This window comes from Actinocrinis sp., from assembly GCF_035605935.1.
GTDB lineage: Bacteria > Actinomycetota > Actinomycetes > Streptomycetales > Catenulisporaceae > Actinocrinis.
Window position 1 is genome coordinate 1 of the sequence record NZ_DATNGK010000028.1, and the last position, 23296, is coordinate 23296.

Genomic DNA, 23296 nt, shown 5'->3' on the forward strand with positions numbered 1-23296 from the left:
GTTCTGGGCGGCACTCGGCGTGCGGATAGAGCCTGAGCCGGATGTGGCTGACGACATCGAGACCGAGACCGAGACGGCGTCGCCGACCGGTGCCGCGTACGAGCCAGCTGCCGATGCGGAGATCGAGCCCGAGGCCGCGCCCGAGGCACAGCCAGAGGCTGAGCCAGAGATCGAGGAATCCGCTGTCGTCGATTCCGTTCTCGGCGAGGCAGACGAGGACGAGGACGAAGAACAGCTGGAAACCGCCGACGAGGATCCGCTCCCCGGAAAGATCGTCATCCCGGCGCAGTCCCAGGCTTCGATCGACGAGCTCGAGCCGCAGGAAGGCGACTTCGTCGACGGCCTGGCCGCGCTGAACGAGGCGCTGGCCGAGAGCAGGCGGGCCCGCGAGAACGCCCCGCTCCCGGAACCGGCCTGGCAGCTGGCCGGCGAGCTTTCCGGAGCGTTGCCGCCGCTCAAGACCTGCCTTGAGGCGATCCTGATGGTGGTCGACGAACCGGTCACCGACGTCATGCTCGCGCAGGTGATCGAGCGGCCGAAGGGCGAGGTCGCCGAGGCGCTGCGGGCGCTGGCCGAGGAGTACACGGAGCAGAGCCGGGGCTTCGAACTGCGCGAGGTCGGCATCGGCGACGGCGCCGGCTCGGGCGCGACCGGCTGGCGGATCTACTCGCGGCCGCAGTGCGCCCCGGTGGTCGAGCGGTTCGTGCGCGACGGGCAGCAGGCCAAGCTCACGCAGGCCGCTTTGGAGACTTTGGCCGTGGTGGCCTATCGTCAGCCGGTCAGCCGCTCGAAGGTTTCCGCGATCCGCGGGGTCAACTGCGACGGTGTGATGCGGACCCTGTTGGCCCGCGGCCTGGTCGAGGAGTGCGGCACCGAGCACGAGACCGGCGCGCTGCTGTACCAGACGACCGGGTACTTCCTGGAGCGGATGGGTCTCAAGAGCCTGGATGAACTGCCCGAACTCGCTCCGCTGCTGCCCACGGCCGCGGAGATGGAGGAAGAGGCCTGACGGTCCGCCCGTGCGGCGCCGACCCGCCAGAGCGCGACGAAGCCCGGCCTGACGCTGTGATTTACGCAGTTTGGGAACTATGCAGTTTGACGTGTTATGGAGACGAAGATGGAACGGCGCGCGACGCCCTTGCACGATCCGAACGAGGAGGGCGTGCGCCTGCAGAAGGTCCTGGCTGCCGCCGGGGTCGGTTCGCGCCGCGCCTGCGAGGAGTTGATCGAGCAGGGCCGGGTGACCGTGGACGGCAAGCGGGTCAACACCCAAGGCATGCGGGTGGACCCCGAGAAGGTGGTCATCCACGTGGACGGGATGCGTGTCGCTTCCGCGTCCGATTCGACCTACCTGGCGGTCAACAAGCCACAGGGCGTGCTCTCGACGATGACCGACCCTGAGGGCCGGCCGAATCTCGGCGATCTGGTGGAAGGCCGCGCGCAGCGGCTGTTCCACGTCGGCCGGCTCGACGCGGAGACCGAGGGTCTCATTCTGCTGATGAACGACGGCGAACTCGCGCACCGGCTGACCCATCCTTCCTACGGCGTGCAGAAGACATACGTCGCGCAGGTGGACGGCGTCATCCCGCGCGACCTGGGCAAGCGGCTGCGTGAAGGCATCCTGCTCGAGGACGGGCTGGCGCGGGTCGACAGCTTCAAGATGGTGGACGCGGTCGGCCGGCACGCGCTGGTCGAGGTAGTGCTGCACGAGGGCCGCAAGCACATCGTGCGGCGGCTGCTCGCGGAGGCCGGCTTCCCGGTGAACCGGCTGGTGCGCACCAAGTTCGGGCCGGTCTCGCTGGGTGACCAGCGGCCGGGCAAGGTGCGCGGGCTGACTCGCGAGGAGATCGGGGCGCTGTACAAGGCCGTCGGGATGTAAGCGTCCGCCAACGCCCGTCGGCTGCGCAAGCTGCGCTAGCTCATCGCGCTGACGTGCGGATTCGCGCCTACTCTGGGGCCAGTCGATCACCGATCGACTGGCCCCTTCGCCTGCCCGTCGACAGCCGGTCAGTAAACTTAAGCGATTCGTTCTCTTGAATAGTTCGTGTTTAGGAAGGTAGGTTGGCGCCATGACCGCTCCCCGTGTTCCGACCGCCGCCGAGGAACTGCGCGGCGCCGGCCTGCGGGTGACGGCCGCCCGCGTCGCCCTGCTCGAAACCGTGCGGCACGGCGATCACCTCGGGGTCGAGGCGATCGCCGCCGGAGTGCGCGAGCGCGTGGGCCACATCTCCCTGCAGGCCGTGTACGAGGCTCTGGACGCGCTGGATGCGGCGGGTCTGGTGCGTCGCATCGAACCGGCAGGCAGTCCGGCCCGTTTCGAAGGCCGTGTCGGAGACAACCACCACCACATCGTGTGCCGGTCGTGCGGCGTCGTCGCGGACGTCGACTGCGCGGTCGGCGAGGCGCCCTGCCTTACCGCCTCCGACGAGCACGGTTTCGCGATAGACGAGGCCGAGGTCATCTACTGGGGCCTGTGTCCCGCCTGTTCCGCCGCGCCTGAGCCGCTGAATGACGCCGCTTGAGCCGTGGCCGACCGCCGCGATCCTCAAGCCCAGAGATCCGCCGATTCCGGAAGGATTCCCCATGACTGAAAACCACGACGCGATCGTCACCGATCCGAAGACCGAGGGCGAGAGCGGAGGCTGCCCGGTCGCGCACGGCCGCGCGCTGCACCCGACACAGGGCGGCGGAAACCGGCAATGGTGGCCCGAGCGGCTCAACCTGAAGATCTTGGCCAAGAACCCCGCGGTGGCCAACCCACTGGGCGCGGACTTCGACTACGCCGCGGCCTTCAGCTCCCTGGACCTGCCGGCCGTCAAACAGGACATCGCGCAGGTGCTGACCACCTCGCAGGACTGGTGGCCGGCCGACTTCGGCAACTACGGGCCCTTCATCATCCGGATGGCCTGGCACAGCGCCGGCACCTACCGGATCAGCGACGGGCGCGGCGGCGCCGGGGCCGGCCAGCAGCGCTTCGCCCCGCTCAACAGCTGGCCGGACAACGGCAACCTGGACAAGGCCCGCCGGCTGCTGTGGCCGATCAAGAAGAAGTACGGCCAGCAGATCTCCTGGGCCGACCTGATGGTCCTGGCCGGCAACGTCGCGCTGGAGGAGATGGGCTTTAGCACCTTCGGCTTCGGCGGCGGCCGGGTGGACACCTGGGAGCCCGAGGAGGACGTCTACTGGGGCCCGGAGACCACCTGGCTCGGCGACGAGCGCTACACCGGCGACCGGGAGCTCGAGAACCCGCTCGGCGCGGTGCAGATGGGCCTGATCTACGTCAACCCGGAGGGCCCCAATGGCAACCCGGACCCGCTGGCCGCGGCCCGCGACATCCGGGAGACCTTCCGCCGGATGGCGATGAACGACGAGGAGACGGTCGCGCTGATCGCGGGCGGCCACACCTTCGGCAAGACGCACGGCGCGGGCCCGGCCGACAGCGTGGGCCCCGACCCCGAGGCCGCTCCGATCGAGCAGCAGGGCCTCGGCTGGCGCAACGCGTTCGGCACCGGCAAGGGCAACGACACGATCACCAGCGGCCTCGAGGGCATCTGGACCCACACGCCGACGCAGTGGGACAACAGCTTCTTCGAGACGCTGTTCGGCTATGAGTGGGAGCAGTACCAGAGCCCGGCGGGAGCCTGGCAGTGGCGGCCGAAGGACGGCGCCGGCGACGGCACCGTGCCGGACCCGCACGACCCGTCCAAGCGCCGCCACCCGACCATGCTGACGACGGACCTGTCGCTGCGCGTCGACCCGATCTACGAGCCGATCTCGCGGCGGTTCCTGGAGAACCCGGAGGCGTTCGCGGACGCGTTCGCGCGGGCCTGGTTCAAGCTGACGCACCGTGACATGGGCCCGGTCGTGCGTTACCTGGGCCCGGAGGTCCCGAACGAGGTGCTGGTGTGGCAGGACCCGCTGCCGCCGGTGACGCACCAACTCGTCGACGCGGCGGACATCGCAGACCTCAAGGCGCGCATCGCCGCCTCGGGCCTCACCGTCTCGCAGCTGGTGTCGACCGCGTGGGCGTCCGCGTCGACGTTCCGTGGCAGCGACAAGCGCGGCGGTGCCAACGGTGCCCGCGTCCGGCTCGAGCCGCAGATCGGCTGGGAGGTCAACGAGCCCGACCAGCTGGCCTCCGTGCTGCGGACCCTGGAAGGCGTCCAGCAGGCGTTCAACGCCGACGCGAGCGGCGGCAAGCAGGTCTCGCTGGCCGACCTGATCGTGCTGGCCGGTGGCGTGGGCGTCGAGCAGGCAGCTAAGGCGGCCGGCGTGACGGTGGAGGTGCCCTTCACCCCCGGCCGCGTGGACGCCTCGCAGGAGCAGACCGACGTCGAGTCCTTTGCCGCGCTGGAGCCGACTGTCGACGGCTTCCGCAACTACCTGGGCAAGGGCAACCGGCTGCCGGCCGAGTACCTGCTGCTGGACAAGGCGAACCTGCTGACCCTCAGCGCCCCGGAGATGACCGTGCTGGTCGGCGGCCTGCGGGTGCTGGGTGCCAACCACCAGCAGTCGCGGCTCGGCGTGTTCACCAACGCCCCTGGCACGCTGACCAACGACTTCTTCGTCAACCTGCTCGACCTCGGCACGGTCTGGCACGCGACCGCGCAGGACGCGAACGCCTTCGAGGGCCGCGACGCGGCGAGCGGCGAGGTCAAGTGGACCGGCAGCCGGGCCGACCTGGTCTTCGGTTCCAACTCGGAACTGCGGGCGCTCGCCGAGGTCTACGCGAGCGACGACGCGAAGGAGAAGTTCGTCGGCGACTTCGTCGCGGCGTGGACCAAGGTGATGGAGCTGGACCGGTTCGACCTGGTCTGAGGTCGGACTAGGACCGAAAACGGCGTCCAGGCCGGCCCCCCGTGGCCGTCCTGGACGCCGCTGCGTTTCGCCACCCGCTGTTCACTTCTCGCTGTTCACGGCTGACTGCTGCTCATCTGCGCTCGCCCGCTTCACTGCACCTTGGCCAGGCGGGTGGCGAGCGCCCCGCCGAGGAGCGCGACGATTCCGGTGATCAGCATCACCACCGTGATCGCGTGCGCCGAGGCGTGTACGTGCGCTTGAGCGAGCAGGTTGAGGAACAGGGTGCCGAAGGTCGCGATGCCGACCACCTGGCTGATTTGCGCTGTCGTGGAGATCACGCCGCTGGCGTCGGCCGCGTCGGTGATCGGGATGCGCGCCAGCATCGTGCCGAGCAGCGGGCTGTAAGCCAGGCCGAGTCCCATGCCGTTGACTGCCTGAAGGATCCACCGCGCCAGGCCGCCGGTCGTGCCGGTGTGCAGTACTCCGGCGAGGGCGAACGAGCTGAGCGCGACGATGACGAACCCTGAGACGACGAGCCAGGGATAGTAGCGCGGCGGCAGCTTGCGCCAGCGCATGGAGACCACGAAGATCGCCCCGGCCGCCGGCGCTCCGGCCAGGCCCGCGTCCAGCGCGCTGAAGCCGAGTGCGCCCTGCAGGTGCAGCGTCATCGCGAAGAAACCGCCGGTCATCGCCGCCATCACCACGAACATCAACGCGATCGAGAGCGAGAATCCGGGCAGGCGCAGCGTGCGGCCCGGGATGATCGGGGTGCCGCCGCGCCGGCCGAGCCGGCTTTCCACGGCCACGAATCCGGCCACGCCGATCACGCTGGCGGCCAGCAGCACCCAGCCCCACAGCGGCCAGTGCTCGTCGTGCCCGAGGACCAGCGGGAGCACGAAGAACAGCACGGTCGGGGTCAGTACCGCGACGCCGGCCGGGTCGAGTCCGCGGCCGGGCTCCCCCTTGTCCTTCGGCAGCACCCGGCGGCTGATCACCAGCGCGGCAAGGCCCACCGGGACGTTGACCAGGAACGCCGGGCGCCAGGTGGAGCCGAACAGGTTGGCGCTGACCAGCAGACCGCCGACGACCTGGCCGACCGCCGCCCCGCCCGCGATGACCGCCGTGTACATGCTGGTGGCGCGCAGCCGGGCCGGCCCGTTGAAGGTGCGCTGGATGATCGAGAGCACCTGCGGCACCATGGCGGCCGCGCCGACGCCCTGCAGGCCGCGGAAGGCGATGAGCGCGCCGATGTTCGGGGCCAGGCCGCAGGCGAGGGAGGCGAGGGTGAACAGGGCCAGCCCGGCGCGGAACATCCGGCCGTGGCCCCACAGGTCACCGAGACGCGCGCCGGTCACGATGAGCACGGCGTAGGTGATGGTGTATCCGGAGACTGATAGTTGCAGCCCGGCGCCGGTGGCGTGCAGCTCGGTGTGGATCGTCGGCAGTGCGACGTTCACGACGGCGACGTCGAGCACTGCCATGAACATCGCAATGAGCACGGTCCATAGCAGGGGGCCCTTGGTGTCCGCGCTCTTGGAGGGCGCTGCGTGGGAGGGTGCAGTTGGCAGAGCCGACGTGGGCGCTTGACCAGCTATGGTGGGCGAAGATGGGGTGACTTGAGCAGCAGTCGTGCTTGACATGAGATCAGCTTCGCGTCGCGCCGATCCTGTTACCAAGAGCCTGCTTATCCTGGTACCAACACTACCTGGATCATTCCTGACGCATCCCGCAAGATGGTTGCATGGCGGTCCAGACCCTTACCGATAATGCCCTCGCTCCAGGCAAGGTGCGGCGCACCGAGCTCGGCACCTTCTTGCGCAGCCGCCGTGAGCGGCTGACGCCGGAGGATGTGGGCCTGCCGCCGAGCCTGCGCCGCCGCACTCCGGGACTGCGGCGCGAGGAGGTCGCGCAGCTCGCCGGGGTCGGGGTGACCTGGTACACGTGGCTGGAGCAGGGCCGGCCGATTAACGCGAGCACCCAGGTATTGGACTCGATCGCCAAGACGCTGCACCTCGACCCGGACGAGCACAGCCACCTCTACCGGCTCGCGGACGTTCCCATGCTCGCCCCGGTGACCGGGCCTTCGTGTGCAGTGGAGCCCGCGGTGCAGCAGGTCCTTGATGAGCTGTCGTCCATCGCTTGTGTCATCAACGAACGCTTCGACCTGCTCGCCTGGAATTCCGCTTACCAGCTGCTTTTCCCGGGGCTGGAAAACTTCCGCGGCAAGTACCGCAACACCGTGTGGAGCGTCTTCACCTCTCCCGGCTGTTGCCACCCGTATGTCAACCGGGCCGAGGAGACTCCGCGGATCGTGGCCACGCTGCGTGCTGCCTACGCACACCACGTCGGCGAACCGTACTGGGAGCAGTTCATCAAAGACCTGTTAGACCGCAGTCCCGAGTTCACCAGGCTCTGGGCACAGCACGAGGTGGCCGGTTACGGCACCCGCAACAAGATCTTCCATCACCCGTTGGTCGGCGACCTTCAGTTCACGACGATGAGCATGGGCCTGCACGGCACGCCGGGGCTGCGCATGATCGTCTATCTCTCCGCCGACGAGCGGACCGCCGAGGCGATGCAGGGCCTTGAGTCACGGCAGGCGCCGCTTCGACTGGCCCCGCTCCCCTGCGGTCACCGATTCACGGAGTCCGTGAGCTCCGAGTAGATCGCCTGCACCTGGTCCAGGCACTGCTCGGCGTCAGGCAGAGCGCGGGCCCGGTCACGGCCTCTGGCGGCGAATCGCGCCCGGTCGTCCGGGTATTGCGCGAGGCGCTGCACCGCGATCGCGATCTCGTGCGGGTCGCCGGGCGGCACCAGGATCGCCGCGTCGCCGACGAGTTCCGGTGTCCCGCCGACCGCGGTGGCCACGACCGGCACGCCGGCCCGCATCGCCTCCTGCACGATCAGCGCGCGGGCCTCCCAGGTGGAGGAAAGCACCAGCACGTCGGCGGCGAGCAGCAAGTCCGCCACATCCGCGCGGTGCCCGAGCAGTGCCACGTCGAGCTGCCAGCGGTCGATATCGCCTTGGAGGTCATCGCGCAGCGGGCCTTCACCGGCGATGACGAGCCGCGGCACCGCTTGCGGAGAGTCCGTCAGTTCCCGGGCCCCCTGCCAGATGCGCGCAGCCGCAAGCAACGTCGCGTAGTCCTTCTGCGGGGCGAGGCGGCCGACCGCCAATACCAGGATCCGTTCCGCGGCTCCGGAGTCACCCTCACCGCCGACACCGAGTTCCGCTCGCATATCGGCGCGAAGCCTGGTCGGTTCAGGCAGCGGTGGGGCTGGTACCGGGCCGAGGCGCGCGTCACGGGCACCCAGAGTGCGTGCCCGTTCGACGAGGTCGGCTGATGCGCCCAGAACCACGTTCGCGCGGCGTGCCGCGAGCTTCTCGAGTTGGGTGAGTAGGCGCGCCTTGATGCCCGTGGCGAGCATCGCGTTGTGCAGCGTGACGACGCTCGGCGTGCGGTTGGCGTTTGTGCGGCCTAATGCAAGCCCGGCCAGTGCCCCCGCGCGCACGCCATGCGCGTGCACGACTTCTGCGTTCGCTTCGGCGACGGCCGCGCGTAGAGCTCTGACGGTCGCGAAGTCGCGCGGCGGGTTGACGGACGCGGCGATAGACACGGGCCGGAAATCCGCTCCAGCCTTGGCGAATCCGAAATGCTCATCGGTCTGCGCAGGTCCGATGACGGTGACCTGATCGCCGCGCGCTACCAGTCCGGCCGCCAGGTCGTGCACGTGCGCACCGACCCCGCCGGTGCTCGTGCCGAGAACTAGCGCGATGCGCGCCGTCACGGTCCTTGCTCCCTATCCTCGCCGTCACGCCTCGTCTGCACTCTGCCGCGTCCCGCCGGGTTCGCGCGCGCGGAAAACCACCGCGCACCGCGCTGCAGCAGCGGCCGCAGGTCGCCGTGGTCGAGCGCGAGGCTCACCGCGGCGAAGACGAGGAGGGCAATCAGGCCGCACAGCAGGCCGGTCACGAGCGCGGGCGCGGATCCGGTCGGCCCGATCCACCCGGCCACCAGCCAGCCCGCGGCCCCGGCCGCCGCCGCGGCCGTCACGCCGACCGCCCCGGCCCGCGGCAGTCCGGCGAAGGTGCCGGGTCCGTTGTGCCGGCGCGTGGCGGCGACCAGCAGGATCCCGGCGACCGTCATCCCGCAGGCGTTGCCGAGACCGAGCGCCGCGACGGCCTGCTGCGGCGGGAAGCGCCAGATCAGGATCCAGTCGGCGGCCAGGACGGTCAGCCAGCCGATGACGGTCGCGACGGCGGCGTCGCGGGCGTGGCCTCCCGCATAGAGGACTCGGCCAAGGTGTGCGATCGCTGCGTATCCAGGGAGTCCGAACGCGAACGTGAGTAGCCCATGCGCCATCATCGACGGACGCGGACCGCTCGGGGCGGAGATGAACAGGTAGGCCATCGGCCACGCGGTTGCGACAAGCAGCGCTGCGCCTCCGCAGGCTGCGATGAGTACCGCACGGCTGGTTGTCGCGACGCCGGTGCGGAAGCCTTCGACGTCACCGCTATCGGCGCGCGCGGCCAGGTCGGTGAAGGCTGTCGTCGCGATCGGTACCGTAAGCACTGCGTACGGGAGTACGAACACCGCCCAGCTGAACGTATACACGGTCAGCGAACCGGTTGCCGCGCGCGTATGGCTCGTGAGCAACACGACCCCGAGCACGACGACGTTCTGGGCGGCCAGCGTCGCCACACCGGCGACGGCGAGGTGCCGGGCTCGTCTGGCGAGACCGGGCGGGAAGCGGAACAGCGGCCGTACCCGCAGGCCGGTCCGACGTACCGCAGGCAGCAGGCTGAGCGCGAGTGTCGCGACGCCGAGCGTGGTGCCCAGACCGAGGAACAGTTGGGAGCGATAACTCAGCGCACCGAGTTCCCCGCCGGCCGCGGCCGGATCGAACTCGCCGAACAGCAGGTAGGTGGTGACGACCACCAGGCTGGAGAGCAGCGGGGCGAGGGCGGGTGACAGGAAGCGCCGGTCGGATTGCAGGGTCGCGGAGAGGACGACGGCGACGCCATAGAGCGGAATCTGCGGCAGGAACAGCACGAGGAAGCGGCTGACCGTCGCGGCGTAGACGCCCATTGGCGCGTGGTTACCGGCCAGCAGCTGTCCAAGCGGCCCCGAGATCGCGACCCCGACCAGACTGAGCGGCAGCAGCACCGCGATGGTCCAGGTCAGCAGCGCGGAGATGATCGACTCCGCGTGCTGGCGTTCGCCGCGCGCAAGCGGTCCGGCCAGCAGTGGAACCGCGACGCTGGCCAGTGCGCCGCCCGCGACGATGTCGAAGACCGTGTTCGGGATCTGATTCGCGGTGTTGTACGCGTCGGCGAGCGCTTGCGTACCGACGGTGTGTGAGAACGCGAGCGTGCGTAGGAAGCCGATGGTGCGTGAGAGCACCGTGACGGCAGCGATCAGCGCGGCGCCGCCTGCCACGGAACGCACGGCCGCGCGCCGACGCGCTGCGCGTTGTGTAGCCAGGGTTTCGGAACTCATGCCGTCTTGCACGAAGGATGAGGCACGGTAAGGTGCCGCGTCCCGTTCATCGAGCGCGGCTGTGTCGAGCGCCGCGCTGCCCAGCGCGGTGTCACCGAGTGCTGTGCTGTCGCCACGTACTTCGCCCGCATGCTGTGCCCTGCCATCGTCGCGGCCTACCCGTTCCTCCGCCGGCGCAACCAGACGCGTGTCGATCGGCGCGACGGGCTGAATGAGCGGATCGTCGACGGAGGGCAGCGGCGCGGGGCGGTCAGGCACGTCGGCCGAGTCCATCCAACGCTCGCAGCGGCGGGGTGTTCGCGATCACCTTGGTGAAGGAGACCTTCTCGCTCGCCAGGGTCACCCCGGTGAGCGCGGCGGCACGCCAGACCAGTCCAGCGCGCGAGGCTGAAGCGGCCGCGGCTGTGCCGAGCACCGCACCGAGCGCGTTCGCCCCCGCGTCGCCGAGCATGGCCCGCTCCTCGAGGTCTTCCGGCAGCAGCGCGAGCGCCGCGCCCAGACCGGCGCATCGCACCGCGGCGGCGCCGGGAGTCACGCCATCACGCAGCAACGCTGGTGTCGCGGCGATGGCGGCGGCCTTGATGGCGCGTCCGGGCCGCAGGTCGAACAGGTTCACCGCGTTGGCCGCGGCGGCGATGACGACGCCGGCCAGCACCTTGTCCACGATCGTGTCGCCGGGCCCGCGCCGCACCAGCGCCCCGGCCAGCAGCCCGGCGCCGCCGATGCCGACGATCTTCACTCCGCCGGTGGTCAGCTCGCCCTTCGTCAGCGCCTTGAGGTGGCCGCGCATGCCGCGCCGGTCGCCGTTGCCGTAGAGGTCGTCGTAGACGCCGAACGCGCCCGCTCCGGCCGCCACGCCCACCGCGGCGGTCCGCAGTCCGCGCGGCACGCCAGGAGCCACCGCGAGCGCGGCGGCCGCGCCCGCGGCGTACGCCGGACCCTCCAGTAGGGTCACCGGCTCACCGCGGTGGTTGGTGCGGTTCCACAGCTTCGGGTCGCGGCCGCGTCCGGCTCCGTCGGTGACCGCGCCGCGGGCCGCGGAGAAGGCGACGCGGGCCGCCGTGGCGCCGAGGGCTACGGCGAGCAGCTTCGGCGCGGTAGCGGTGATCTTCGCCGCGATTCCCATGGGCCTGATCCGTTCTTTCTCACTCCGCGGCGGCGCGGATTTCGTCGGGCGGCAGTCCTAGCTTGCGCTCGGCGAGGGTACCGGGGGCAGGTTCGGGAGTTTCGGCAACAGGCCGTCGGTGATTCCGGTCATACCGTAATGCCCGGCCGGCGCCGAGCCGTTGTTGCTCTCGTTGTAGAGCACGAACACGACGGCGACTTGGCCGATCGTCTCGTCCATGTCGTCGACGGTGGCGACGGTCTTAGCCGCGGTCGCGTTCTTGAGGACCGCGCTGATAACACCGCCGGTTCCCGCGTCGGGCGCCGCGCCGCCGATGACCGTGCCCACGTCCGCCGTGTGCAATGCCTGGGCCAGCGAGACATACAGAGCGTTCTGCGTATCGGCTTGCGAGGCTTCCGGCGCGGCGATGAAGGCCGCGGTCGGCTTGAGCGCGTTCGTGGCGGTGGGCATCGTCGTCACGCTGATCACGCCGATGTTCTTGAACTCCTGGAGGGTCTTGACCGCCCAGGAAGGCGTCATCGTGGTCGGGGTGCTGCTCGGTGACGGGGAGGAGGAAGCCGAAGCCGATCCGGCGAACGCCGACGTCGTGGTGCCCTGCGCGGTCAATGCCTCGACCAGCAGGTTCACCGCCTGTGTCTGCGGGTCGCCGCCGGGAATCGGCTGGCCGCGCGGCGCGAAGTCGGCCACCAGCTGCTGTAGCGAAGCGACGCTGCTGGAGTCGGCGAAGGTGGGATTGATCGTGATGTCGGCGGTGATCGTCGCGGAGGCCTGCTTTGCCAGCGCGAGCGTCGCGGCGACGTGATCCTGGCTGTACCCCGACGCGCGCACCACCACCACGGCGTCGTTGAACAGCTGGTTGCTGACCAGGTTGTTCTTGGTCCCGTCGATGTAGTCGCTCAGATGCTGGTTGTCGGTGGTCAGCGTCCGCTGCTTGGTCTCCAGCCGGTTCTTGGCGTTGTTGGCGCTGGTGATCTGCCCGTTGAGGAATTGGATCTGCGCCTTGCTCAGAAAGGAGGCGCCCAGTACCAGGCCGACCGTCAGCGCCAGGAACACCGCGACGATCGACACCACGTGGTAGCGGAAGTCGATCACGAGAACAGTCCCTGCACCCAGAACACGAAGGAGTCCCAGTATCCGCGCAGGACCTGCCAATACAGCTCGCCGAGCGGGGAGACCAGCGCGGTGGCGATGATGGTGACCAGCGCGGCGCTGATCAGCAGCAGCAACGAGGGCGAGGAAATCTGGCTGCGGTAGAGCCGCGAGACGCCCTTGGCGTCCACCAGCTTGCCGCCGACCCGCAGCCGGGTGAGGAACGTGGAGGCCATGCCGCCGCGCCCCTTGTCCAGGAACTCCACGAGGTTCGCGTGCGTACCGACCGCGACGATGAGCTTCGCGCCCTTGTCGTCGGCCAGCAGCATCGCCACGTCCTCGCTGGTGCCGGCCGCCGGGAATACGACGCACTCGCGGCCCAGGCTGCTCATCCGCTCAAGGCCGGGGGCGCGCCCGTCCCGGTAGGCGTGCACCACTACCTCAGCGCCGCAGGTGAGCGCCTCGTCTGAGACCGAGTCCATGTCGCCGACGATCATATGCGGCTTGTAGCCGGCCTCCAGGATCGCGTCGGCGCCGCCGTCCACGCCGATCATGACCGGCCGGTACTCGCGGATGTACGGCCGCAGCGCCTTGAGGTCCTCGCGGAAGTGGTAACCGCGCACCACGATCAGCACGTGCTTGTCGTCGAAGTCGGTGCGGACGTCGGGCACGCCCACGCCGTCGAGCAGCAGGTCGCGTTCCTTGCGCAGGTACTCCATCGTGTTCTCGACGAAGGCTTCCAGCTGCTCGGACAGCCCGGCGCGCGCCTCCTCCATCGCGTCGAGGATGGTGGGCACGTCCAGCACTCTGCCGGCTGCCAGCGGGGTGTCGCCGCGGTAGAGCACATGGCCGACGACGCGCAGTTCCTCGCCTTCCCGCGCGAGGTTCATCACCTGCGGGCCGACGTCGTCGAGCAGCGTGATGCCGGCGGAGACGATGATCTCCGGGCCGAGGTTCGGGTAGCGGCCGCTGATCGAGGCGGCGGCGTTGACCACGGCGGCCGGGCGGCAGGCGACCAGCGATTCCGCGGCGACCCTGTCGATGTCCTGGTGATCGATGACTGCTATTTCACCGGGGCGAAGCCGCTTCGTGAGGTTTTTGGTGCGCCGGTCCACGCGCGCGAGTCCGCCCGCGGCGGGGGCCGGCCGGGACCCGGCCTGCTCCGCCGCGCGCTCCGGAGCGCGCACGGTGATCCTCATCGGGACAATCCTGCCAGGCCCGTGCGGCCTGGCTCGTCCCGTAGCACCAGTTCTTAACACGCCTTCAGCCGGTCGTGACGAGGTTGTTACGTGGCTATCGCCGGGAGAGCTTCCGGCCGAGCGGCCGCGCCAGAGCCGGCCGCCGAGCACCGCGGTCAGCGCCTTTCGGCGTGAGCGGCGGCGAGCAACTCGTCGGCGTGAGCCTGACCGAGTTCGGAGTCTTCCAGGCCGGAGAGCATACGCGCCAACTCGCGTCTGCGCTCTGCCTCATCCAGCACAGTTACCCCTGATGAGGTAACGGAGCCATCGCTTTCCTTACGCACCAGGAGTTGACGGTCCGCGAATGCGGCCACTTGTGGCAGGTGGGTGACGACGATGACCTGTGCGGTGCGGGCGAGCCTGGCCAGCCGGCGGCCGACCTCGACCGCCGCCTTGCCGCCGACCCCGGCGTCCACTTCGTCGAAGACGAAGGTCGGCACCGGATCCGCGCCGGCGAAGACCACCTCGACCGCGAGCATCACCCGGGAGAGTTCACCGCCTGAGGCGCCCTTGGCGATCGGCAGGAACGGTGCCCCGGGGTGCGGCGCGAGGCGCAGCTCCACGTCGTCGATGCCGTTCGGGCCGAAGGCGACGAGCCGCTCGGCGCCGGTCTCCGGGTCCGGTACCGGCAGCGCGTTCACGGCCGCGACGGCCCCCGGGGCTTCCGCGGTCGCGGACAGCTCGCGCTGGGCTACGTGGACGGCGATGCGCGCATGCGGCATGGCCAGTTCGGTCAGTTCGGTGGTGACTGCCGCGGCGAACTTCTCGGCAGCGGCGCGGCGCGCGGCGGAGACCTCCGCGGCGTGGCCGGCCAGCTGGGCACGCAGTTCGTCTCGTTGAGCGGTGAGCGTCTCGATCCGGTCGTCGTCGCCCTCGAGCTCGGCCAGCCGCGCGGTGGCCTGCTCGGCCCAGGCCAGCACCTCATCGAGCGTCGGGCCGTATCGGCGGCACAAGTTCTCCAGGTCCGCGACACGCTGATTGACCACTTCGAGCCGGACCGGGTCGGCTTCGATCCCGGCGAGATAGCCGGCTAGGTCGGTAGCGGTCTCGGTGAGCTGCCAGTAGAGCTCTTCGAGGCGCGCGGCGATCGGGGTGAGCGCCGCGTCGTCCCGGCTCACCTGTTCCAGGGCACGCCGTGCCGCGTTCACGAGGGATGACGCATCCGCGGTGCCCGCCGTATCGTCCGTCGCGACTAAGGCCTCGTGCGCGGTAGCTGCGGCTGCACGCAGCGATTCGGCGTTACCGAGGCGCTGTGATTCGACGGTCAGCTTTTCCAGTTCGCCAGCAACCGGCTCGACTTTGTCGAACTCCGCGAGCCCGTAGCGCAGTGCGTCGGCCTCCTGAGCGCGTTCTTTGGCTTGGGTGGTCAGTTCTTCCAACTGCGCGGCAACTTCACGGTATCGGTTATAGGCGGCGCGGTAATCGGCCAACGGACGCGATACCGCATCCCCGGCGTACCTATCCAGCGATGCGCGCTGCCTTGCCGGTTGCAGGAGTCGCTGCTGCGCGGATTGCCCGTGCATCGCGATCAGGTCTTCACCCAGATCGGCGAGGATTGAGACCGGCACGGCCTGGCCGCCGAGGTGCGCACGAGAGCGAACCGCTGCGTTCTGTCCAGAGCCCTGCCCCTGCCCTGCTCCGCCGACTACGCGCGCGAGAAGCAATTCGGCTCGTGCGGTGCCGTCCGGGCCCGATTCCGCGGCGTCTATTGCCGCGCCTGCTTCGGTCGCGCGCCGAGCGACCGAGCCTTCGGCGGGAATCAGCACTCGTCCCTCGATGACTGCCCGATCCGCGCCCGGCCTTATCCGCGTGGTCTCCGCGCGGCCGCCGAACAACAGATCCAGCCCGCTGACGACCATGGTCTTGCCGGCGCCGGTCTCACCGGTGACCGCGGTGAAGCCGGGCGACAACTCCAGTACGGCGTCCTCGATCACCCCGAGGCCGCGGATGCGCATCTGCTCCAGCACACTCGTGAGATTAGCGGAAGTGCCGGACACCGGGCTCTGCCTTACCGCAGCACTCCCCTGACGGAGGATCAGCGGGAACCTCGTCGGTTAACCCGAATATCACCGCTATTCCCGCGCCCGCCATCCGTCGACCGGAAGCCCGAATTTCGCGACCAGCCGGTCAGTGAAGGGCGCGTCGTGCAGCCGCGCTAGACGTACCGAACGCTCGCCCCGGCGTACCTCAACTCGTGCGCGGTAGGGCAGGTCCAGCGTTCTGCGGCCATCGCACCAGAGCACCGCGCTGCCTTCCGGACCGACGCCCCAGCCGTCCTCGATCTCGATGGCCAGCAGCGACGAAGGCGCGGCCACCAGCGGCCTGGCGAAAAGCGCATGCGCGGAAACCGGCACGAGGAGCAGCGCCTCGACCTCCGGCCACACCACCGGTCCGCCGCCGGAGAACGCGTACGCCGTCGAGCCCGTGGGAGTGGCGCACACGACGCCGTCGCAGCCCCAACGCGACAGCGGCCGTCCGTCGATCTCGATCAGAACCTCGATCATTCGCTCGCGGGCGCGCTTCTCGACGCTCGCCTCGTTGAGCGCCCAGGTATGCCCGACCACGCGGCCGCCCTGCATGACCGTCACGTCGAGGGTCATGCGCTCCTCGACCTCGTACCGCTGCTCCACGATGCGTTCGACGACCTCATGCAGGTCTTCGAGCTCGGCCTCGGCGAGGAAACCGACCCGGCCGAGGTTCACCCCGAGCAGCGGGATGTCGGCCGCGCGCGCCAGTTCCGCGCCGCGCAGCAGCGTTCCGTCGCCGCCGAGCACCACGATCAGCTCGCAGTCGTCCACGGCGTGCCGGTCATCGGGCACGATCCAGGCGGTCGGGCCGAAATCGACCCCGTCCACCTCTCCGGCCAGCACGCGCACCTCGATGCCGGCGCCGGAAAGCCAGTGCGCGACCTTCCGCGCCGCGTCCTTGGCTTCCTTGCGGCCGGTGTGGGTGATCAGCAGGACGCTGCGCTTCGGGCGCTCGTCACCGCTGTCGTCGACCGTCACGCGCGCTCCCTGTGTCAGTTCCGATGTCCATCACTGCGCACGCTCGTCCGCGGCGGCACACCGGTTCCGACTCCGGCGGGCCCTTCCGCGATCGCTCGCGCCAATTGCGCTTCTTCGAGTGGCGCGGCTCCCGCACGCAGCCACACGAAGTACTCCACGTTTCCGCTCGGGCCGGGCAGCGGGCTCGCGGTAATGCCGAGCGCGCCCAATCCGAGCGACCACGCGGCGCCGGCCACGGTGCGTACGGCGTCCGCGTGCAACGCGGGGTCTCGCACCACGCCTCCGGAGCCGAGCCGATCCCGTCCTACCTCGAACTGCGGTTTGACCATGAGCGCGAGGTCGGCGTCGGGCGCGGCGCAGCGGGCGAGGGCCGGCAGCACCAGCGTCAGCGAGATGAACGAGAGGTCGCCGACGATGAGTTCCGCCGCCTCGCCGCCGATCTGCTCCAACGTCAGATCACGTACATTGGTTCGATCAACGACGATTACGCGCGGATCGGTCTGCAATCGCCAGACCAGCTGCCCGTAGCCGACGTCGACCGCGACTACCTCCCGGGCTCCCGCACGCAGCAAAACGTCGGTGAAGCCTCCGGTAGACGCCCCGGCGTCCAGGCAGCGGCGCCCATCGACGATGAGTCCGGCCGGCCCGAACGCCGCCAGCGCGCCGGCGAGTTTGTGCCCGCCGCGTGACGCGTAGTCCGACTCCCGCTCCGACGCACCTGTCACCACGATCGCGGCGGAGGTTTCCACCTGGGTCGCCGCCTTGCCCGCGGCCTGGCCGCCGACGGTGACCCGGCCGGCCGTGATCAGCTCGACCGCCTGCTCGCGGGAGCGGGCCAGCCCGCGCCGGACCAGTTCGGCGTCGAGCCGCCGCCGCGCCTGTCCCGCCATCGTGTCCTGCCTGTCCGGCTGTTTTGCCAGCGTCTGCCTTGTGCTTTTCGCCTAACGCGCCGCGCCTTAGGTGGTTACCGAGTTCAGTTGTCCCTGCTCTAACTACCCGCGTCCTGCCGATCGATCTGCGCCAGCGCTTCCTGGAGTCGCTGGTGAATACCGTCATAGAGGTCAGGATGCGTGCCAGTGGGCCGCTCAGGCAGTTCACGTAGCCGCTCGAGCGCGGCGTCCACGTCCGGGTGGCCGGTCGGCTCGGGTTCCGGTACGAGCGCGAACGGCTCGGGCCGCGGCGCTCCCGCGGTCTCGACCGCGCCCTCAGTGTCCATGCTGCCCGTCGTCCTCTCGCCGTGCCTGTGCGTCTGCGCTGCTCGTCTCCGACCGTACCGCGCCGCGCAGCCCGCTGGCTGTAGGGTGCCAGCCGTGGCGACCAAGAGCGAATGCGCGGAGGCACTGGACCGGCTGGCCGCGAAGATGGGCGGCCTGGACGAGGGCAGCCGCGACAAGCACCGGCTGGAGCGGACCGTCAGTTGTCAGGTGCCTGACCTGGACGTGACTTTCCACGGCACGTTGAAGGACGCGCGGCTGCTGAACGTGACGTCCTACGACAATGGTGCCAAGCCGCCGCAGGCGCAGATCCGGCTGACCATCCCGAGCGAGGAACTGCTCAAGTTGGTGGACGGCAGGCTGAATTTCATCTCCGCGTGGACTTCCGGGCGGATCAAGGTCAACGCGTCCTTCGGCGACTTGATCAAGCTGCGCAAGATCTTCTAGCGCGGCCCACCGTACGGTTTCCCGCGCGGTTCAGTCTTTCTGCCACTCCATCAGCAGACTCGGATCCAGCAGCCCACGCAGGTCCTGCGCGAGGTAAGTCGGCTGGTGCTCCTTCGGAGCGTCCTTCAGATCTTGCAGCCGCGTGACGCCGGTGAGCACGAGCAGCGAGTCGACCCCGGCGCGGTTCGCGCCCTCGATGTCAGTGTCGAGCCGGTCCCCCACGACCAGCGGACGCTGCGCGTTCGTGCGGATCATGGTCTCGCGGTGCAGCGCGGGCTCCGGCTTACCGGCCACGGTCGGCCAAGTCCCCGTGGCGGCAGCGACTGCACCCACCAGCGCTCCGTTGCCCGGCGCGATCCCCCGCGCGGTAGGCATCGTGCGGTCGGTGTTGGCCGCGAACCAGGGCGCCCCGCGCTCGATCGCGTAGGCGGCCTCGGCAAGGTCCGTCCAGCTCGTGTCTGGCCGGTACCCCTGCACCACCGCCGCGGGATTGTCCTCGGCGCTGCTCACCAGCGTCAGGCGGTGCTCAAGCAGTGCCTGACGCAGTCCCTCGCCGCCGATAACGAGCACACGCGCGCCCTCAGGCACCTGCTCGGCGATAACGCGCGCGACGGCCTGAGCCGCCGTGACGACGTCCTCCGCGTGCGCAGGCAGCCCAAGCTCACGCAAGTGGGAGGCAACCGCAGTCGGCGTGCGCGACGCGTTATTGGTGACGTATGCGAGCCGCATCCCAGCGTCCGCCGCCGCCATCAACGAGTCCACGGCGTGCGGTACGGCGTCCTTGCCGCGGTACACCACTCCGTCGAGATCCAGCAGCGCCGTGTCGTACAAAGCGGCGAGCGGCTTGTCTGCCGCTCGCCGCTCCGGCTCCGCCGTTGTCGCCCCGTCCGCCGCCGCGCTCTCCAAGTTCGTCACAACGACCGATTTTCGCATGAGCTCCGGACCTGGACCGCTGTCACCCACAGGGTGAGAAGGATGACGAGATGGGTTCTGCGCCGGCCTACGACCGACCCTGTTTGCCTGCCGCCGACCGGGACCGCACAGTCGCTCGCGCCCCGCGCAGCGCCTGCGTGTAGTACCGCACATCCGGACGCATCGCCGCAGCCAGCGCCAAGTGCTCTACGGCAAGTTCGTAGTTCCCGAGCCGGGCAGCGGCTAGGCCCCAGCCGAACTGCGCGTAGTCGTCCTCGGGGTTCGAGTCAGCCAGGGTACGGAACACTTTCGCGGCGTCCTCGTACTCCTCCGCGTCGAATTGCGCCCGCGCCAGCGCTTCCAGGATTGGGCGCGAACGCGGTACTCGGTCGGCCGCCCGCATGAGCAGCTGTGTCGCCGCCGCCGGGTTGCCGCTGTCGAGCAGTTGGATTCCGCGCTGGTACCAGTCGTTGGCCTCCCCGGAGAGGGCGGAGTCGTCAAGCGGCTCACCGTGCCCGGCCCACCGCTCGTCTGCCGCGTCGCCATGCCACTGCTGCGCACCCTCAGCCACTTCGCGCCTCCCGGAGTTCGGTCTGTCCGCTATTACCGCTGTTCCCGTCTTTCCCGAGCTGTCACGTTCCGCTCGGCCGTCTTAGTTAGGGCGAGCCCCGTCGGCAGCACCCCATAGCATTTGCGTATGAACCCCGCTCCGGAGGCCGACGCTGCGCGCACCGATGTTCAGGGGCGGCTCTCGCTCGTCCCGTTCCGCGGTCTGCGGTTCGCTAGCGCCAAGGTCGGCGACCCGGCGGCAGTCATATCGCCACCGTACGACATGATCGACCCAATTCAGGCACACCGACTTGCCCGCAGCGGTGCGCACAACATTGTTCGGCTTATCCTTCCGGAGCTGAACGAGCCCGACGCGCGGCTTCGTTACCGGCGGGCCGCGCGCACCTTGCGGGAGTGGCGCGAGGAAAACGCGCTGGTCCTGGACTCGCAGTCGGCGCTTTACGTCTATGAGCAGACCGGTCCTTCGGGCAATCAGCGCGGGCTTATCGGGGCGCTGAAGCTTCCCGCGGACGATTCCGGGCCGGTGCTCCCACACGAAGACGTCGTGGACGTAGTGGTCGCCGACCGGCAGGCGCTCATGCATGCCATCGGCGCGAACCCCGAGCCGATCCTGCTCACGTACGAGGGCGGCGGCCCGGCCTCCGACCTGGTCGAGCGATACGCCGAAGGCCCCGATCCGATCGTCGACGCGGCCACCGCGGACGGCACGCACCACCGGCTTTGGCCGATCACGGACCCGGCGCAGCACGCGATCATCGCGGCCGACCTGGCCCCGCGCCGTTCGCTGATCGCCGATGGACACCACCGCTATGCCGCCTACCAGCGACTCGCCGCCCTCGGCCGTCCCGGTACCGACCGTGGCCTGGCCCTGCTGGTCGACTCGAAGCGGCATCCGCTCCAGGTACGTGGCATCCATCGCTGGATCCCCGACCTGTCGGTCGCTCCGGCCCTCGAGGCGGCGGCCGAGCACTTCACCGTCACCGAGGTGCCGGGCGGGTACAAGGCGGTCCTCGCGGCACTGGCGCGGATCGGTCCGGAGCGCATCGCGGTCGCCGCGGTCGACCGGCAGCGCGCTTGGCTCATCGCGGACCCGAAGCCGCAGCTGCTTGCCGAGACGATCCCACCCGACCGGCCGGAATCCTGGCGCCGTCTCGATGCCACAGTGCTGCACCTGGCACTCGCGCAAAAGGTCTGGGGCGTCCCGGACACCGCGGAACGGATTCGCTTCGACCATGACGCGCGCAACGCGGTGATCGAGGCACAGCAGCATCACGGCCTGGCTGTGCTGCTGCGGCCGGTCGCCGAGTCCACGGTGCTGGATCTGGCGGCGGCGGGGATCCGCATGCCGCGCAAGTCCACCGCGTTCGCGCCCAAACCGGCTACCGGCCTGGTACTGCGCCTGCTCGACGAGATCTAGGACCGCCGAAAACGGAGCTCTGAAACGCAACGGGCGAGCCCGTCGAGGCTCGCCCGTCATCGTTCGTCTGCGGTATCAGTCGCGGAGAGGATCCGCGACCACACCCCGCGCCGACTTACTGCTCTTCGTCGTTCTCCAGGTGGGGACCGACTTCCTTGGCACTGTCCGAGCCGGGCCGGTGCTCCTCGTGCGCGGCACCTTCGAGTTCGTCCTCGTCGTCGAACTCTTCGTCCTGCTCGTCGTCCTCGTCCTCGTCTTCATCGTCATCTTCGTCGAGTTCGACGTGCTCGCCATCGAACTCGTCGTCTTCTTCGGCGGAGTGCGCCCCGTTCTCTTCCTCGTCGAACTCCTCCTCGACCTCGTCGAAGGTGAGTCCGTCGAGTTCGGCAAGCCGCTCACCGGCGCCGGTCAGCCCTTCCGGGTCCACCTCGCTCGCGCGGGCGAACCATTCCCGGGCCTCTTCCTCGCGGTCGGTCTCGAGCAGCGCCTCCGCGTAGGCGTAGCGCAGGCGCGCAGTCCACGGCTCCGGCTGAGCGGGCGTCAGGTCGGCACCCTGCAAAAGGACTACGGCCGCGTCCGGCTGACCGAGGTCACGCCGTGCTCCGGCGGCTACGATCCGCAGCTCGACCTGCGTGGCTTTGTCCAGTTCCTTGGCCTCGGGCGCCTGCGCCATCTCCAGCGCCTTCTCCGGGCGGCCCAGGCCACGCTCGCAGTCGGCCATGACGGCCCACTGGTGATTCGAGCCGGTGATCCGCCGCGCCGCGCGCAGTTCCGACAGCGCTTCGGCGTAACGGTCCGAGAGGTAGGCGGCAAGGCCGAGCGCCTCGCGTGTGGCGGCCAGGCGCGGCGCAAGCTGCTGCGCGGCGCGGGCGTGGGCGTACGCCTTCTCGGGATCCTCGTCGACGAGCCGACCGGCCATCACGAGGTGACCGCCGACGAGCTCGGCCTTCATACGCACAAGCGTCCGCAGCTCGGCGCGGATGTCAGCGTCGAGGTCCGAGGTGTCGATGTCGTCCGGCAGCGAAAGCTCGTCGAAGCCCTCAGTCGCCTCGCCCGGCTTCGCGACCTCGCTGACGGCCTGTCCTTCACCGCGATCGCGGTCCCCGAAGCGGGGTCGCTCATCGCGGCGTTCGAAGCCTGAGCGGTCGTCCCGCCGCTGGAAGCCGCGGTCTGCGCCACGGTCCCGGTCACCGTACGAAGGCCGGTCATCCCGCCGCTGGAAACCGCGGTCTCCGGAGGAGGGCCGGTCGTCGCGACGCTGGAAACCGCCACGGTCCCGATCGCGGTCAAAGCCACCGCGCTCGCGGTCGCCGAAGCGCGGCCGGTCTCCGGAGGACGGCCGATCGTCACGACGCTGGAATCCACCGCGGTCACCGCCGCGATCACGATCCCCATAGGACGACCGATCATCGCGCCGCTGGAACCCGCTGCGATCCCCGCCACGGTCACGATCACCGTACGAAGGCCGATCATCCCGCCGCTGGAACCCACGGTCCCCGCCACGGTCGTCACGCCGCTGGAATCCGCCGCGATCGCCGCCACGGTCACGATCCCCGTACGAAGGCCGATCATCCCGCCGCTGGAACCCACGGTCCCCGCCACGGTCATCACGCCGCTGGAAACCACCGCGATCGCCACCACGGTCACGATCCCCATAGGACGGCCGATCATCCCGGCGCTGAAAACCACCCCGATCCCCGGGGCGGTCCCGGTCACTACGCGGCCGGTCCCCAAAAGAGGGCCGGTCATCACGCCGCTGGAAACCACGGTCACCACCGCGATCATCACGGCGCTGGAATCCGCCGCGATCGCCGCCACGGTCACGATCCCCGTACGAAGGCCGATCATCGCGACGCTGGAACCCACGGTCTCCGCCACGGTCGTCACGCCGCTGGAATCCACCGCGATCTCCACCGCGGTCACGATCACCGTACGAAGGCCGATCATCCCGCCGCTGGAAACCACGGTCCCCGCCAC

Annotated in this window: 21 protein-coding genes; 7 read left to right on the forward strand and 14 right to left on the reverse strand. The window is 69.7% G+C overall.

Features of this window, described 5'->3' with window-relative positions; translation table 11 throughout:
• Positions 1-421 precede the first annotated feature (421 nt).
• The 4 genes from scpB to katG all read left to right on the forward strand — a co-directional run bounded on the left by scpB (position 422) and on the right by katG (position 4818).
• The gene (scpB, locus tag VN779_RS26280; RefSeq protein WP_349260609.1) at positions 422-1009 is read left to right on the forward strand and encodes an SMC-Scp complex subunit ScpB; all 588 of its coding nucleotides are present in this window, start codon (positions 422-424) and stop codon (positions 1007-1009) included.
• Between the two features lie 108 nt (positions 1010-1117).
• Positions 1118-1879, forward strand: coding sequence for a pseudouridine synthase (locus tag VN779_RS02510; RefSeq protein WP_325719690.1), 762 nt, complete (start codon positions 1118-1120; stop codon positions 1877-1879).
• Between the two features lie 190 nt (positions 1880-2069).
• Entirely contained in the window at positions 2070-2522 is a 453-nt protein-coding gene (locus tag VN779_RS02515; protein ID WP_325719692.1) for a Fur family transcriptional regulator, read from the forward strand.
• Between the two features lie 61 nt (positions 2523-2583).
• Positions 2584-4818: a catalase/peroxidase HPI gene (gene katG / locus VN779_RS02520; RefSeq protein ID WP_325719693.1), complete on the forward strand. Its 2235-nt coding sequence runs from the start codon at positions 2584-2586 to the stop codon at positions 4816-4818.
• Between the two features lie 131 nt (positions 4819-4949).
• On the opposite strand, the gene VN779_RS02525 is transcribed toward katG, so the two are convergent.
• Positions 4950-6299, reverse strand: coding sequence for an MFS transporter (locus tag VN779_RS02525; RefSeq protein ID WP_325719695.1), 1350 nt, complete (start codon positions 6297-6299; stop codon positions 4950-4952).
• 242 nt (positions 6300-6541) lie between these two features.
• Here VN779_RS02525 and VN779_RS02530 point away from each other — a divergent pair, with 242 nt between their 5' ends.
• Positions 6542-7465 carry a helix-turn-helix transcriptional regulator gene (locus VN779_RS02530; protein WP_325719697.1) on the forward strand — a complete coding sequence of 308 codons (924 nt, stop codon included), beginning with the start codon at positions 6542-6544 and terminating at the stop codon, positions 7463-7465.
• Here the strand turns inward: VN779_RS02530 and VN779_RS02535 are convergent.
• The 9 genes from VN779_RS02535 to VN779_RS02575 form a co-directional block, all read right to left on the reverse strand.
• Positions 7432-8589 carry a glycosyltransferase gene (locus VN779_RS02535; RefSeq protein WP_325719698.1) on the reverse strand — a complete coding sequence of 386 codons (1158 nt, stop codon included), beginning with the start codon at positions 8587-8589 and terminating at the stop codon, positions 7432-7434. The genes VN779_RS02530 and VN779_RS02535 overlap by 34 nt on opposite strands.
• Positions 8586-10559, reverse strand: coding sequence for a murein biosynthesis integral membrane protein MurJ (gene murJ, locus VN779_RS02540; protein WP_325719700.1), 1974 nt, complete (start codon positions 10557-10559; stop codon positions 8586-8588). Before murJ ends, VN779_RS02535 begins: the two co-directional genes overlap by 4 nt.
• Positions 10552-11427 (reverse strand): hypothetical protein, encoded by an 876-nt coding sequence (locus tag VN779_RS02545; protein ID WP_325719702.1) that lies wholly within the window; start codon positions 11425-11427, stop codon positions 10552-10554. Before VN779_RS02545 ends, murJ begins: the two co-directional genes overlap by 8 nt.
• A gap of 57 nt (positions 11428-11484) precedes the next feature.
• Positions 11485-12519 (reverse strand): copper transporter, encoded by a 1035-nt coding sequence (locus VN779_RS02550; RefSeq protein ID WP_325719704.1) that lies wholly within the window; start codon positions 12517-12519, stop codon positions 11485-11487.
• Complete coding sequence (gene steA / locus VN779_RS02555; protein ID WP_325719706.1) at positions 12516-13715, reverse strand: putative cytokinetic ring protein SteA; 1200 nt, start codon at positions 13713-13715, stop codon at positions 12516-12518. The genes VN779_RS02550 and steA overlap by 4 nt, the downstream gene beginning before the upstream one ends.
• Positions 13716-13870: 155 nt before the next feature.
• Positions 13871-15709 (reverse strand): DNA repair protein RecN, encoded by a 1839-nt coding sequence (gene recN / locus VN779_RS02560; RefSeq protein WP_349260610.1) that lies wholly within the window; start codon positions 15707-15709, stop codon positions 13871-13873.
• 117 nt (positions 15710-15826) lie between these two features.
• Positions 15827-16759 carry an NAD kinase gene (locus tag VN779_RS02565; RefSeq protein ID WP_325719710.1) on the reverse strand — a complete coding sequence of 311 codons (933 nt, stop codon included), beginning with the start codon at positions 16757-16759 and terminating at the stop codon, positions 15827-15829.
• Between the two features lie 14 nt (positions 16760-16773).
• Positions 16774-17649: a TlyA family RNA methyltransferase gene (locus VN779_RS02570; protein WP_325719712.1), complete on the reverse strand. Its 876-nt coding sequence runs from the start codon at positions 17647-17649 to the stop codon at positions 16774-16776.
• 98 nt (positions 17650-17747) lie between these two features.
• A complete protein-coding gene (locus VN779_RS02575; RefSeq protein ID WP_325719714.1) occupies positions 17748-17975 on the reverse strand; it encodes a hypothetical protein in 228 nt (75 codons plus the stop codon).
• 94 nt (positions 17976-18069) lie between these two features.
• Here VN779_RS02575 and VN779_RS02580 point away from each other — a divergent pair, with 94 nt between their 5' ends.
• Positions 18070-18420, forward strand: coding sequence for a sterol-binding protein (locus tag VN779_RS02580; protein WP_325719716.1), 351 nt, complete (start codon positions 18070-18072; stop codon positions 18418-18420).
• 30 nt (positions 18421-18450) lie between these two features.
• Here VN779_RS02580 and VN779_RS02585 read toward each other — a convergent pair whose 3' ends face one another.
• Both VN779_RS02585 and VN779_RS02590 read right to left on the reverse strand, forming a co-directional pair.
• The gene (locus tag VN779_RS02585; RefSeq protein ID WP_349260611.1) at positions 18451-19251 is read right to left on the reverse strand and encodes an HAD-IIA family hydrolase; all 801 of its coding nucleotides are present in this window, start codon (positions 19249-19251) and stop codon (positions 18451-18453) included.
• 169 nt (positions 19252-19420) lie between these two features.
• Complete coding sequence (locus VN779_RS02590) at positions 19421-19903, reverse strand: tetratricopeptide repeat protein (RefSeq protein ID WP_325719720.1); 483 nt, start codon at positions 19901-19903, stop codon at positions 19421-19423.
• 126 nt (positions 19904-20029) lie between these two features.
• On the opposite strand from VN779_RS02590, the gene VN779_RS02595 reads away from it, so the two are divergent.
• On the forward strand, positions 20030-21319 hold the full coding sequence (locus tag VN779_RS02595) for a DUF1015 domain-containing protein (RefSeq protein ID WP_325719722.1): 1290 nt from the start codon (positions 20030-20032) through the stop codon (positions 21317-21319).
• A gap of 115 nt (positions 21320-21434) precedes the next feature.
• On the opposite strand, the gene VN779_RS02600 is transcribed toward VN779_RS02595, so the two are convergent.
• Together VN779_RS02600 and VN779_RS02605 are read right to left on the reverse strand one after the other, a co-directional pair.
• Complete coding sequence (locus VN779_RS02600) at positions 21435-22271, reverse strand: tetratricopeptide repeat protein (RefSeq protein ID WP_325719724.1); 837 nt, start codon at positions 22269-22271, stop codon at positions 21435-21437.
• The coding region (locus VN779_RS02605; protein WP_325719726.1) for a hypothetical protein at positions 22268-23296 on the reverse strand (1029 nt) is incomplete at its 5' end. The genes VN779_RS02605 and VN779_RS02600, both read right to left, overlap by 4 nt.

Bases quoted from the DNA above. Each gene is read 5' to 3' on its own strand.
- VN779_RS02510 (WP_325719690.1), top strand. From the start codon at position 1,118: ATGGAACGGCGCGCGACGCCCTTGCACGATCCGAACGAGGAGGGCGTG.
- VN779_RS02515 (WP_325719692.1), top strand. From the start codon at position 2,070: ATGACCGCTCCCCGTGTTCCGACCGCCGCCGAGGAACTGCGCGGCGCC.
- katG (WP_325719693.1), top strand. From the start codon at position 2,584: ATGACTGAAAACCACGACGCGATCGTCACCGATCCGAAGACCGAGGGC.
- VN779_RS02530 (WP_325719697.1), top strand. From the start codon at position 6,542: ATGGCGGTCCAGACCCTTACCGATAATGCCCTCGCTCCAGGCAAGGTG.
- VN779_RS02545 (WP_325719702.1), bottom strand. From the start codon at position 11,427: ATGGGAATCGCGGCGAAGATCACCGCTACCGCGCCGAAGCTGCTCGCC.
- steA (WP_325719706.1), bottom strand. From the start codon at position 13,715: ATGAGGATCACCGTGCGCGCTCCGGAGCGCGCGGCGGAGCAGGCCGGG.
- recN (WP_349260610.1), bottom strand. From the start codon at position 15,709: ATGCGCATCCGCGGCCTCGGGGTGATCGAGGACGCCGTACTGGAGTTG.
- VN779_RS02570 (WP_325719712.1), bottom strand. From the start codon at position 17,649: ATGGCGGGACAGGCGCGGCGGCGGCTCGACGCCGAACTGGTCCGGCGC.
- VN779_RS02575 (WP_325719714.1), bottom strand. From the start codon at position 17,975: ATGGACACTGAGGGCGCGGTCGAGACCGCGGGAGCGCCGCGGCCCGAG.
- VN779_RS02595 (WP_325719722.1), top strand. From the start codon at position 20,030: ATGAACCCCGCTCCGGAGGCCGACGCTGCGCGCACCGATGTTCAGGGG.
- VN779_RS02600 (WP_325719724.1), bottom strand. From the start codon at position 22,271: ATGAAGGCCGAGCTCGTCGGCGGTCACCTCGTGATGGCCGGTCGGCTC.